Genomic DNA, 12,973 nt, shown 5'->3' with positions numbered 1-12,973 from the left:
GAGGTACAGCAGTATGATCGACAAAGCGATTGAATTTGCAACGAGGGCACACGAAGGACAGTTCAGAAAAGGGACGAGGCGGCCATATATCGTCCATCCTGTCGAGGTGGGGGATATTGTGTCCACTATGACGAAAGACGAAGAGGTCATAAGCGCGGCGGTGCTTCACGATACGATCGAGGATTGTGAAGGCATTACGGAGGAAGTGCTCGCGAAAGAATTCAGTGTCAGGGTGGCGGTGATGGTCGCTCAGGAAAGTGAGGACAAATCCAAGACATGGGTGGAGCGGAAAGGCGCGACGATCCGCCATATCGGAAGGTCACCGGTGGAAGTCCAGATGATAGGGCTTGCGGATAAACTGTCTAACATGAGAGACATTGACAGAGACTATCCTGTGGAAGGAGAAAAGCTGTGGGAGAGGTTCCGCATGAAAGACAAAGCGATGATCGGCTGGTACTATAAGGGAATCCGGGATGCACTTGCAGACAGCTTTGGCGGTGTGGAGGCATACGAAGAATACTGCAGGCTGGTGGAAAAGAATTTCGGATAGAAGCTGTCTGTACCGGAACGGTCCGGAGCGGATGAATATAATACAGGCCGGAACCCTACATGATGCGTGCAGGTTCCGGCCTGATTTTTATGCCCGGACAGATGGAACTTATTTTTTACCGGTTATGTTTTTGCGGCAGGCGCTCACAGGGTACCAGCTGCAGCCGCCGCATATGTCTTCCAGTATTTCAGGGGTGATATGACTGCGTATGTGGGCTGTCAGTTCCTGGTATATGTATGTCTTTTCCTCGAGCCCGAAATATTCGGCAGTCTTGCGGTCAAACCGCTTCACTTTTTCGTTTTCCCGGCACAGATCGCAGGCAAGCATATCGGGACAGCAGGAACAGAGATCATCTGTGGAGAAGACAAGCTCTATCGGCGTCTTCTGCTCTGTCCGCAGACGGCGGACGACTGCATCCATATTCTTTACAAATTCCGGGCTGTAGCCTTTGCCGGAGTAGCCCTGCGTACAGAGCAGGTGGTGGGGTCTCAGACGCATGCGGCGCTCACCAGCCTTCTGTGGATCTTAAGCCCGATCGCGGCGGCGAGTCCGGCTTTTATCACTGCGGTCGGGATGAACGGAAGTACGCAGGCGGTGAAGCCGGCCCACACACTGCTGCCCGTCACAAGGCAGAACATCGCGATGCCGCCGATGTAGTTCACAGCAGTTCCCAGGATAAGGCAGATAATGAAGCCGCTGTTTGCGCGCCGGAACTTTTCTGCGCCAAGTCCGATGATATATGCCATAACAGGAAAGGTAAGAAGAAATCCTCCGGTAGGACCGATGAGATATTGGTAACCGCCGGTAAAGTTAGCCAGGACCGGTACGCCTGCGGCGCCGAGCAGTACATAGATAAGCGAAGCGGCAGCGCCCTTTTTGGCGCCGAGTATGACCGCCGCGAGCGTAACAGCAAACGTCTGCATGGTCATCGGCACCCCCATCGGCATAGGTATGGATATCTGTGCCATAATTGCGGTAACTGCAGTACACAGACTGATAGTACAGATATCTTGAATGGATAATTTTCTTTCGTTCATAGCAGCCTCCTCATAAATGATTCTGTAGGCAGTATATCTGAAAATCAAAAGATTGTCAACCTGATAAAAAATATAGTTAACAATGCAGAAAACTATTGACATTCAAGTTACTTTAAGGTGTTAGATACATGTAAGGAGGAATACATTTGACAATTAAAGAAGTAGAAAATCTCGTAGATATGAAAAAAGCAAACATCCGTTATTATGAGGACGAAGGCCTTCTGGCTCCGGAGAGAAATAAGGAAAATAATTACCGGGAGTACAGCATGCAGGATGTGGAAGATCTGAAAAAGATCAAATTCCTGAGAGTGCTCGGCGTTCCGGTGAAGGATATCAAGCTGGTAAAAGAAGGCAAACGGACAGTTTCGGACGTTGTCGGTATGAGAAAGGCAGCGCTTGAAAGAGAGCTGGCAGAGCTGTCCGAGGCGAGAGGTCTCTGTGACGAGCTTATGCATAGGAACGACACGTTTGATGAGCTGGATGTAACTCTGATGGATATGCAGAACGATTTCTTTAAGATGAGAGGAGTGAAGATAATGAAGCTGGATAAAATCTACCGTCTGGAAAGCTACAGGAATATGTGCAACAGAATATGGCAGACCGTATTTCTGATATATATGCCTGTTATGCTGTCCCTGAAATTTGTATTTCATTATGAACTGCCGTTCTGGCTGAGCGTTCCGCTGATGTTTTCCGCACTGGCGGCAGTCGCTGTGATGGGAGTGATCGATTACAGGATTGAGCACTATAAAGAAGACAGTATGAGCTAGGCATGGCAGGCTCCGGGGAATGGAATTTTTCTTCCTTTGACAACTTTATTTTTTCAGTATATTATAAGAATTAAAGGAGTCAGGAGAGCAGAGATGATAATCAGCGCAAGCAGAAGAACCGATATCCCCGCGTGTTATCCGGACTGGTTTGTCAACCGCCTGAAAGCGGGGGAGATATTAGTGCCAAATCCATACAACAGGAAAAAGATCAGCCGTATCGCCTTGTCACCGGATACGGTTGATTGTATTGTGTTCTGGACGAAGAATCCGGAGCCGCTCCTGCCCGGTCTCAAGGAGATCGACCGGCTTGGATACCGGTATTGCTTTCAGATGACTGTCACAGATTATGAGAAAGACATGGAGGAAAATATACCTTCAACAGAGGAATCGATGGCCACTTTTGTGCTGCTTGCCGAGCGTCTCGGGAGAGAGCGGGTCGACTGGAGATTTGATCCGATCATCCTGAGCGGAAAGTACACGCTTGGCTATCATCTGGAAAAGTTTGAGATGATGTGCGAATGGCTTCACAATTATACAGACCGGTGTATCATCAGTTTCATGGACGGCTGCAGAGAGAATCCTTATCCGGAGATGGAAGAGGAAGATATGCTGGAGGCGGCAAAGGGGCTGTCCGAAATTGCCGGGAAGTACAAACTCCCGCTGTACACCTGCGCTGAGAAAATAAATCTGGAGAGGTACGGCATACATCACAGCGCTTGTATCGATAAGGAGAAAATACGCAAGATCATCGGCTATAAACTTGATCTGAAAAAGGACGCCGGACAGAGAAAAGAATGCAGATGCGCGGAGAGTATTGATATTGGGATGTACGACACCTGTGTCAACGGATGCCGGTATTGTTACGCTACAGGAGGCGCTGAGAGCGCTAAGAAGAAGCATGCTCAGCACGACCCGGAGTCACCGCTTCTTGTCGGACATCTGCGCGGAGATGAGACGATCGTGGAGCGTAAGGTACAGTCCGGCAGAGATATGCAGATATCACTGTTTGACCTTCCTTACGGCGTCGGCGCGCCGAAAGATGCTTTGTGAAATGTGCACAAAAATACTGGATATAATATATTGAATTTCATGAAATGATACGCAGTTCCTTGATAAATTATTGACAAGGAGCTGTTTTTTTGCTATGTTTAGACTAAAGTACGAACGTTAGTCTAATAACAAACGAACAACGTGTGAGGTGAAGAAATGAGTTTGATAACAAGCATCCAGAAGTATTCTATCCACGACGGCGACGGGATACGGACGACGGTATTTTTTAAAGGGTGTCTGCTGAAATGCCTCTGGTGCCACAATCCGGAGACGCAGTGCTTTAAGCCCCAGCTGCTCTGTGACAGTGAGCGGTGTGCCGGGTGCGGAAGCTGCGCCGTGGTCTGTCCGCAGAATGCCGTGCGGGAAGAGGCAGGAAAGATGGTCACAGACCGGAAGCTCTGTACCGGCTGCGGCACATGTGTGGACAGCTGTAACCTGAATCTGCGGGAAGTGGCAGGGAAAGAATATACGGTCAGTGAACTGGTAAAAGAGCTGAGAAAAGACGAGATGTTCTATGAAGAATCCGGCGGCGGAGTAACACTGTCCGGCGGGGAAGTCATGATGGCGGATATGGATTACGTAGAAGAACTTGTAAAAAGGCTTGACAGGATGGGCATATCGGTGGCCATAGATACGTGCGGACAGGCGCCGTACGAAAATTTTGAACGGCTGCTCCCATATACAGATACCTTTTTGTATGACATCAAGACGATGGACAACGAGATACATAAAAAGTATATGGGCATGGGGAATGAACAGATTCTGGAGAATCTGGAACGGATCAGCAGCAAAGGCGCCCGTATATATATCCGTATTCCGGTCATACGGGAAGTAAACGGAACGAAAGAAGATATGGAAGAGATCATCAGATACCTCAGGGAGAAACAGATCAGGGTGGCGAATATAAATCTTCTCCCCTACCACAATACAGGCTCAGGAAAATATGAAAAGCTTGGGCTTACATATGGCGGAACTAAGCTTCACGCGCCGTCCGGCGAAGAGATGGAGCAGTTTGTGACACTGTTTAAACAATCAGGATTCCAGAATGTAAAAATAGGAGGTTAAGAAAATGGAAGAAAGAGGAATGAACGAACGCATCAGGAAACTCAGAAAGCTCAGCCTGGACACACCGGCACATATTGACATGGAGCGGGCCGAAAGTATGACAAAGACGTATGAGACATACGAGGGAGCCCTCTCTGTTCCGGAACTGCGCGCGCAGGTGCTGAAAGATTATTTTGCAGCGAAGACTTTATACATAGGAGAGGGAGAGCTCATTGTGGGCGAGAAAGGCGACTCTCCCCAGGCATCTCCTACATTCCCGGAACTGTGCTGCCATACGATGGAAGATATGCATGTCATGAATGACCGGGAACTCATAAGCTTTAAGGTAAAAGAAAAAGATTTTGAGACACAGGAAAAGGTGATGATCCCGTTCTGGGATAAGAGATGCATCCGCAACAAGATCCTGAGACAGATGACACCGGAGTGGAAGAAGGCGTACGAAGCAGGACTGTTTACAGAATTTATGGAGCAGCGCGGACCGGGACATACGGTTGGTTCTGTGAAAATATATGAAAAGGGATTTCTCGATTATAAGGAGGATATCCAGGCATCCATAGATAAACTGGATTTCTTTCATGATCCGGAGGCATTGGATAAGAAAAATGAGCTGGAGGGCATGAAAATTGCCTGCGACGCCATTATGATCCTCGGTGAACGGTATGCGGCTCTCGCAAGAGACCTGGCTCAGAAGGAGACAGATCCAAAGCGCAGGGAAGAACTGCTTCAGATCGCGGCCAACTGTGACGTTGTCCCGGCTCATAAGCCAGAGACATACTGGCAGGCGATCCAGATGTACTGGTTTGTACATCTCGGTGTCACGAGTGAGCTGAATCCATGGGATGCGTACAGCCCGGGGCGTCTTGACCAGCATTTGAATCCATTTTATGAAAAGGATGTGGAAGCGGGCGTTCTGGATGATGAGAAAGCGCTGGAACTGCTAGAGTGTCTGTGGGTTAAATTCAACAACCAGCCGGCACCGCCGAAGGTTGGGATCACGCTGAAAGAGAGCAGCACATACACAGATTTTGCAAACCTCAACACAGGCGGAATCGCTCCAAACGGAGAGAATGGCGTGAACAATGTAAGTTATCTCATACTGGACTGCATGGATGAGATGAAGCTGCTGCAGCCAAGTTCCAATGTACAGATCAGCAGAAAGACACCGCAGAAGTTCCTCAAACGTGCCTGTGAGATCTCACGCAAAGGCTGGGGACAGCCGGCATTCTACAACACAGAAGCTATCGTACAGGAGCTGCTCAACGCAGGAAAATCACTGGAGGATGCAAGGCGCGGCGGCACGAGCGGATGTGTGGAGACAGGGGCGTTCGGCAACGAGGCATATATTCTCACCGGATACTTTAATATACCGAAGATATTTGAACTGACACTGAACAACGGATACGATAAAGTAAGCGGGCAGCAGCTCGGCCTTGAGCTCGGATATGCGGCGGACTTCGAGACATACGAAGAACTTTACGACGCATTTAAAAAGCAGATGAAATATTTCATTGATATCAAAGTGCAGGGAAGCAATGTTATCGAGAAGATATACGCAGAAAATATGCCGGTGCCGTTCTTATCCATCATCACGAACGACTGTATCTCCAAAGGGAAAGACTACAATGGAGGCGGCGCAAGATACAATACAAAATATCTCCAGGGAGTAGGGATCGGAACGATCACAGACTGTCTGGCCGCTGTGAAGTACAACGTATATGAAAAGAAGACATTTACGATGGAAGAGCTGATGCAGGCGCTGGAGGATAATTTTGAAGGGCATGACAGGATCTGGAATATTGTGTGCAACAAGACGCCGAAATACGGAAATGACGACGACTATGCAGACAGCATCATGAAAGATGTGTTTGAATACTACAGAAGCCAGGTGACGGGACGGCCGAATATGCTCGGCGGTATGTACCGCATCAACATGCTGCCAACCACGTGCCACGTATACTTCGGTGACGTCATGATGGCAAGCCCCAACGGACGTCTGGCCCACAAGCCCGTATCCGAGGGAATCTCTCCGGAAAAAGGCGCGGATACAAACGGTCCTACATCTGTCGTGAAATCGTGTGCCAAGATGGACCACCTTCAGACAGGCGGAACACTGCTGAACCAGAAGTTCACACCGAGTGTAGTTGCCGGAGAAGAAGGGCTTGACCAGATGGCCAATCTCGTGCGCACCTACTTCAACATGGACGGACACCACATTCAGTTTAACGTTATCGATAAAGAGACACTCATACAGGCGCAGGAGCATCCGGAAGATTATAAGGATCTGATCGTGCGCGTGGCAGGCTACAGCGACCACTTCAGAAATCTGAGCAAGGCGCTGCAGGACGAAATCATCGAGCGGACAGAACAGAGCTTTAGTTAAACGGCTGGGGACAGGGTGAAACGCGGCTGGGGACGGAGGTTTTTTAAAAAACCTCCGTCCCCAGCCGCGTTTCACCCTGTCCCCAATTGATTTTCTCTGTAAAAAAGTCTACAATAGGATGGAAAACTAATGTGGAAAGTGGGGATAAGATGGCAGAGATCCGCAGACGGTACGTGTTTAAAGGCAGAGTCCAGGGCGTGGGCTTCCGCTACACGGCCAAATATCTTGCAAGGTCGCTCGGGCTCACCGGCTGGGTGCAAAATGAGTGGGACGGAACCGTGACGATGGAGGTTCAGGGGCGGGAGCCCATGATAAATAAACTGCTCACCGGCATAAATAACAACAGTTTCATCGAGATAGACTGGATAGACTGGGAGGGGATCCCTCTGGAGCGGGAGGCCGGCTTTGAGTCCAGATAAGTTATTGTGCCATGAATGGAAAAAGTAGTTATTCAAATAAATGCTTTTATGTTAGAATGTTTTATATACATATATACCGACAGGAAGAGAGAAAGAGGGACGACATGGGGAAAAGTGAAGACAAGAAAGGTGTTAAAAGCAGAATCGTATCGGCGGCGTGGCAGTTGTTTCATGACAAAGGATACAATGGAACGACCGTGGATGATATCATTGAACTGTCAGGGACGTCGAAAGGTTCTTTTTATTATTATTTCAACACGAAAGATGAACTGCTGAATACACTGGCGTTTATACTGGATGATTACTATGAGGAGCTGGAACAGAAGATGGATACAGGCATGAACAGTTTTGTAAAGCTGTTGTATCTGAATGCCGAGATGCACGCTATGATGGAAGAGAAGATAAGCCTTGACCTGCTCGCGTCTCTTTACTCCACCCAGCTTGTGGCGGACGGTCAGGTACACTTGCTTGACAGTAACCGCAAATATTATAAGCTCATCACCAAAGTTGTGGAGGAGGGGCAGAGGCGGGGACAGATCCGCGCCGACAGGACAGTCAGGGAGATCGTGAAATACTATGCCATGTGTGAGAGGGCGCTCGTATCCGACTGGTGCCTCAACAAGGGAAGCTACTCCCTCACCAGGTACAGCAGAGAATGCATGCCGGTCATGATGGAACATTTTAAGGCATAATATGTTTCATAAGGCAGATTTATAGAACTGCCGGCGTTCAATAAGACATAGAAATATGTTACAGGAAAGAGGAAGATGTATGGTGATTCAAGGTTTACAGAAGCTTACACTTTTGGATTATCCGGGCAAAGTGGCTTGTACCATATTTACAGCAGGATGTAATTTCCGGTGTCCCTTCTGCCACAACGCTTCACTTGTGGTAGATACTTATAAGAACGAAGAGATAACGCAGGAAGAGGTGTCTGCGTTTCTGAAAAAGCGCATGGGAGTGCTGGACGGGGTATGCGTTACCGGAGGTGAGCCGCTGATACAGTCTGATATAGAACCATTTCTGAGGCAGATCAAGGAGATGGGGTACGCGGTAAAGCTTGACACAAACGGAAGCTTTCCCGATAAGCTCAAGAGACTCGTGGACGAAAAACTTGTGGACTATGTAGCCATGGACATCAAGAATTCCCAGGAGAGTTACGGGAAGACGATCGGTATCAGGGATTATGACATACGGAACATACACCGAAGCGTCCAGTATCTTCTAAGTGACGCCGTGCCCTATGAATTCCGCACCACCGTTGTGCTGGAGTTTCACCAGCGCTCGGATTTTGAGTCCATCGGCAGGTGGATCAGGGGAGCGCAGCGGTACTACCTCCAGCAGTTTGTAGATTCGGGAGATCTCATACAGGAAGGGCTTCACGGATACAACAGGGAAATTATGGAACAGGCGCTGGAAGTGGTGGAAAAATACGTGCAGACCGCGGAAATACGCGGGTTATAGCATAACTATACAATAACAACATGTTGTGAAAGAATCAAAAAAACGCACAATATGTTGTTATTTTTGTTGACTGTCATACCAGAAGAGTGGTAAGATAAAAGAACCGACAAATGAAAATGATATTTGTATAAAGAACGGAAGAAAAAAAGAATAAGTGGGGAGGCTCTATCATGTATCAAGTAACAAAAAGAGACGGTCAGATAGCAAAGTTTGACATCACAAAAATCAGCGAGGCGATCAGCAAGGCGTTTGCCGCACAGGAGAAAGAGTATAATCAGGATATTATCGATCTGCTGGCGCTGAAGGTTACCGCTGATTTTGAACCAAAGATAAAGAATTCGCTCGTTCAGGTGGAGGACATCCAGGACAGCGTTGAGGCAGTCCTGATCAAGGCGGGATATGCAGATGTGGCGAAGGGCTATATCTTATACAGAAAACAGAGAGAGAAGATACGTAATCTGAATTCCACCATGCTGGACTACAGAGAGATCGTGGACAGCTATGTGAAGGTAACGGACTGGCGCGTCAAGGAGAATTCAACGGTCACATATTCCGTGGGCGGACTCATTCTCAGCAACTCCGGGGCGATCACTGCGAACTACTGGCTGTCGGAGATCTATGATGATGAGATCGGACAGGCACACAGAGACGCTGACATCCATATCCACGACTTGTCCATGCTCACAGGCTACTGTGCAGGGTGGTCGTTAAAGCAGCTTATCCAGGAAGGACTCGGCGGCATTCCGGGAAAGATATCATCCTCACCGGCAAAGCATCTGAGCGTGCTCTGCAACCAGATGGTCAACTTTCTCGGTATTATGCAGAATGAATGGGCAGGCGCACAGGCATTTTCTTCTTTTGACACATATCTTGCCCCGTTTGTAAAGGTGGATGACCTGCAGTATGAAGATGTGAAAAAATGCATTGAATCATTTATCTATGGTGTGAACACTCCGTCCCGCTGGGGCACACAGGCGCCGTTTTCCAATATCACGCTCGACTGGACGGTGCCGAATGACCTTGTCAATATGCCGGCTATCGTGGGCGGTAAAGAGATGGACTTCACATACGGCGACTGTAAGAGAGAGATGGATCTGGTCAACAAGGCATTTATCCAGATCATGATCGAGGGAGACGCGCACGGCCGTGGATTCCAGTATCCCATCCCGACCTATTCCATCACGAGTGATTTCGACTGGTCCGAGACAGAGAACAACAAGCTTTTATTTGAAATGACGGCAAAATACGGGACACCTTATTTTTCCAACTATATCAACAGTGATATGGAGCCAAGCGACGTCAGAAGTATGTGCTGCAGACTTCGCCTTGACCTGAGGGAACTGCGCAAGAAATCAGGCGGCTTTTTCGGCAGCGGCGAAAGCACAGGCTCTGTAGGCGTTGTGACGATCAACATGCCGAGAATAGCCTACCAGTCAGCGGATGAGGAAGAGTTTTTCACGCGTCTGGACAAAATGATGGACATCGCGGCACGCTCGCTTCATGTGAAGCGTTCGGTCATCACTAAGCTTCTGGACGAAGGACTTTACCCGTATACAAAGAGATATCTCGGAACGTTTGACAATCATTTTTCAACCATCGGTCTGATAGGAATGAACGAGGCAGGCCTGAACGCAAAATGGATCGGAAAGGATATGACAGACACAGCGACGCAGGAATTTTCCAAGAAAGTGCTGAATCACATGAGGGAGCGGCTTTCCGGTTATCAGGAAGAATACGGCGAGCTGTATAATCTGGAGGCGACGCCGGCAGAGTCCACAACGTACAGATTTGCAAAGCACGATGTGGCACAATTCCCGGACATCATCACGGCGGCAGAAGGAGACGGGACACCGTATTACACGAACAGTTCCCACCTGCCGGTAGGGTATACGGAAGATATCTTTGAGGCGCTTGATATCCAGGACGAACTGCAGACGCTATATACATCCGGAACAGTGTTCCACGCGTTCCTCGGCGAGAAGCTTCCTGACTGGAAGTCGGCAGCTTCACTTGTGAAGAAAATAGCGGAAAATTACAGGCTTCCTTACTATACGATGTCTCCGACCTATTCGATCTGTAAGAACCACGGATATATCAACGGAGAAGAGTACAGCTGCCCGGAATGCGGCGAGACGACGGAAGTATACAGCAGGATCACCGGTTATTACCGTCCGGTCCAGAACTGGAACGACGGTAAATCACAGGAATTCAAGGACAGAAAGGTTTATGACCTGAGTCATTCCAAGCTGCATATTACTTCAAAATCCGGGGAACATATTGATGAAGTGCCAAAGCAGGAGGCAGGAGAACCGCAGAAGATCCTTTTCACTACAAAGACATGCCCGAACTGTACGATGGCAAAAGCCATGCTGGAAAAGGCACACATAGATTATATGCTTGTAGATGCAGAAGAACATGCGGATCTCGTGGAGAAATATGGCATAAAGCAGGCGCCGACACTTATCGTCATAGATGAGAACGGTGTGGAAAAGCTTGCCAATGCATCGAACATTAAAAAGTATACAGAGAGTAATTAGATTACTCTTATGAGGAGGTAGTCCTATGTATGATATTGTAATTGTCGGAGGCGGCACCGCCGGAATGACAGCTGCGATCTATGGACTGCGTGCGGGGAAAAAAGTATTGCTCATCGAAGGAACAACCTTCGGTGGGCAAATTACGTTATCTCCTCACGTAGAGAATTATCCCGGAATCGCAGAAGTAAGCGGCAGTGAGTTTGCAACAGCGATGGCGGAACAGGTATCTGCCCTTGGGGCAGAGCTGGAATATACGAAGGTGAAAGCTGTCAGAAAAGACGGCGGGAACAAGATCGTCGTGACAGAAGATGCGGAGATACCATGCAGGACAGTGATCCTGGCAACCGGGGTAACGCACCGCCATCTTGGAGTACCGCGTGAAGAGGCGCTTGTTGGGGCGGGAGTATCATACTGTGCGGTGTGTGACGGGGCGTTCTTTAAAGGCAGCGATGTAGCTGTTGTAGGAGGAGGCAGCACTGCGCTTCAGGATGCAGTCTTTTTAAGCGAATACTGCAGCCATGTGTATGTGATCCACCGGAGGGATGAATTCCGGGGAGAGAAGCATCTTGTGGCGTCACTGAGTGAAAGAGAGAATGTATCATTTGTACTTGACAGCGTTGTGTCTGAGATCAAGGGCACAGATGCGGTAGAGAGTGTCGGCATCCTGAACAAGAAGACAGGTGAAGCCTCAGAACTTAAAGTAGAGGGAGTTTTTATAGCAGTAGGACAAAAGCCAAACAACGATCCGTTTGAGGAGACAGTAAAGCTGAATGAAGAAGGTTATATTCTTGCGGCAGAAGACTGTATGACTTCCTGTCCGGGCATCTTTGCAGCGGGAGACTGCCGCACAAAAGAAGTGCGCCAGCTCACGACAGCAGCAGCGGACGGTTCGGTGGCGGCCCTTGCGGCCTGCAGATATATCGAAGAAATGGGTGTGTAAAGTAAATATGCCCGAAACAACGGCCCCGCCGCATCGTGTGATGCGAGCGGGGCCGTTTTCGGGCACAGTCTTAAACGCTGTTTTTTTTCAGTGCACTGTTTTTGCCGATTCCAAAATGATCTGCCTTCAATATTTCAAATGATCTTTCATAATCCCCTTTTCTCATGTAACGCACCATCTTCTTTAGATTCTCATTCGTTTTCGGTATATGCATTCCGTTTTTTATAGAATATTGTCCCATTCGTATGAGCTCCGACAGATTACTTTCATAAATTTTGTTGATACGCTCATTTTCAAATATGCTGACGATCTCCATATGCATGGCAGTGTCCGCCACTTCCCACTCGTAGACGTCTCCCGCCGCGGCGCACATGCGCACGATCTTCTCCTCGATGCGGTAGGAAAACTCTTCATGGCGCTTTTCGGAAAATATCATTTTAAAGGCCTCGCCCTCCAGTAGTTCTCTCAGCTGGTAGATCTCGTTGATGTCCTTATCTGTGATCTCCTTCACTGTCATGGATTTATAATAGTCCGTAACGATAAGACCTTCCGCCTGCAGCATCCGTATTGCGGTGCGCACGGGACTCCGGCTCATGCCGAGTTCTTTTGTGAGCATAGCCTCAGTAAGGGACATTCCGGGCGGGTAGCTCAGTTTCAGGATATTTGATTTTATTTTTTCATAAGCCTGGTCGGCCAGAGAGATCGTTTTTTCAGCCATAGGGCACCTCTTTTCTATTAGATAAATATATTCAGACGGATGA

Annotated in this window: 13 protein-coding genes; 10 read left to right on the top strand and 3 right to left on the bottom strand. The window is 48.5% G+C overall.

Annotation, left to right across the window (positions count from 1 at the left end; all coding sequences use genetic code 11):
- Nucleotides 1-13: 13 nt before the first annotated feature.
- The gene (locus LAJLEIBI_RS13035; RefSeq protein WP_006442564.1) at nt 14-550 is read left to right on the top strand and encodes an HD domain-containing protein; all 537 of its coding nucleotides are present in this window, start codon (nt 14-16) and stop codon (nt 548-550) included.
- A 108-nt stretch (nt 551-658) separates the two neighbouring features.
- Here the strand turns inward: LAJLEIBI_RS13035 and LAJLEIBI_RS13030 are convergent, their stop codons facing one another.
- Together LAJLEIBI_RS13030 and LAJLEIBI_RS13025 are read right to left on the bottom strand one after the other, a co-directional pair.
- Nucleotides 659-1,048, bottom strand: coding sequence for a DUF1284 domain-containing protein (locus LAJLEIBI_RS13030; protein ID WP_006442563.1), 390 nt, complete (start codon nt 1,046-1,048; stop codon nt 659-661).
- A complete protein-coding gene (locus LAJLEIBI_RS13025) occupies nt 1,039-1,587 on the bottom strand; it encodes a biotin transporter BioY (RefSeq protein ID WP_040434858.1) in 549 nt (182 codons plus the stop codon). Before LAJLEIBI_RS13025 ends, LAJLEIBI_RS13030 begins: the two co-directional genes overlap by 10 nt.
- Nucleotides 1,588-1,733: 146 nt before the next feature.
- Between LAJLEIBI_RS13025 and LAJLEIBI_RS13020 the strand changes: the two genes are divergently transcribed.
- The 9 genes from LAJLEIBI_RS13020 (at nt 1,734) to trxB (ending at nt 12,212) form a co-directional block, all read left to right on the top strand.
- Nucleotides 1,734-2,357 (top strand): MerR family transcriptional regulator, encoded by a 624-nt coding sequence (locus LAJLEIBI_RS13020; RefSeq protein ID WP_050765485.1) that lies wholly within the window; start codon nt 1,734-1,736, stop codon nt 2,355-2,357.
- Between the two features lie 93 nt (nt 2,358-2,450).
- Nucleotides 2,451-3,407: a DUF1848 domain-containing protein gene (locus LAJLEIBI_RS13015; protein WP_006442560.1), complete on the top strand. Its 957-nt coding sequence runs from the start codon at nt 2,451-2,453 to the stop codon at nt 3,405-3,407.
- A 156-nt stretch (nt 3,408-3,563) separates the two neighbouring features.
- Complete coding sequence (locus LAJLEIBI_RS13010) at nt 3,564-4,472, top strand: trans-4-hydroxy-L-proline dehydratase activase (protein ID WP_006442559.1); 909 nt, start codon at nt 3,564-3,566, stop codon at nt 4,470-4,472.
- Nucleotides 4,473-4,476: 4 nt separating this feature from the next.
- The gene (hypD, locus tag LAJLEIBI_RS13005) at nt 4,477-6,852 is read left to right on the top strand and encodes a trans-4-hydroxy-L-proline dehydratase (RefSeq protein ID WP_006442558.1); all 2,376 of its coding nucleotides are present in this window, start codon (nt 4,477-4,479) and stop codon (nt 6,850-6,852) included.
- Between the two features lie 149 nt (nt 6,853-7,001).
- Nucleotides 7,002-7,271, top strand: a complete 270-nt coding sequence (locus tag LAJLEIBI_RS13000; protein ID WP_040435444.1) for an acylphosphatase — start codon at nt 7,002-7,004, stop codon at nt 7,269-7,271.
- 104 nt (nt 7,272-7,375) lie between these two features.
- Nucleotides 7,376-7,963, top strand: a complete 588-nt coding sequence (locus LAJLEIBI_RS12995; protein ID WP_040434856.1) for a TetR/AcrR family transcriptional regulator — start codon at nt 7,376-7,378, stop codon at nt 7,961-7,963.
- Between the two features lie 79 nt (nt 7,964-8,042).
- Entirely contained in the window at nt 8,043-8,735 is a 693-nt protein-coding gene (locus LAJLEIBI_RS12990; protein WP_006442555.1) for an anaerobic ribonucleoside-triphosphate reductase activating protein, read from the top strand.
- 170 nt (nt 8,736-8,905) lie between these two features.
- A complete protein-coding gene (locus tag LAJLEIBI_RS12985) occupies nt 8,906-11,272 on the top strand; it encodes a ribonucleoside triphosphate reductase (RefSeq protein ID WP_006442554.1) in 2,367 nt (788 codons plus the stop codon).
- A gap of 25 nt (nt 11,273-11,297) precedes the next feature.
- The gene (gene trxB, locus LAJLEIBI_RS12980) at nt 11,298-12,212 is read left to right on the top strand and encodes a thioredoxin-disulfide reductase (protein ID WP_006442553.1); all 915 of its coding nucleotides are present in this window, start codon (nt 11,298-11,300) and stop codon (nt 12,210-12,212) included.
- A gap of 70 nt (nt 12,213-12,282) precedes the next feature.
- Here trxB and LAJLEIBI_RS12975 read toward each other — a convergent pair whose 3' ends face one another.
- A complete protein-coding gene (locus LAJLEIBI_RS12975) occupies nt 12,283-12,930 on the bottom strand; it encodes a GntR family transcriptional regulator (RefSeq protein WP_006442552.1) in 648 nt (215 codons plus the stop codon).
- Nucleotides 12,931-12,973: the final 43 nt, after the last annotated feature.

Source organism: [Clostridium] hylemonae DSM 15053 (genome assembly GCF_008281175.1).
Taxonomy (GTDB): Bacteria; Bacillota; Clostridia; order Lachnospirales; family Lachnospiraceae; genus Extibacter; species Extibacter hylemonae.
This window is presented reverse-complemented; position numbering and strand designations above follow the sequence as displayed.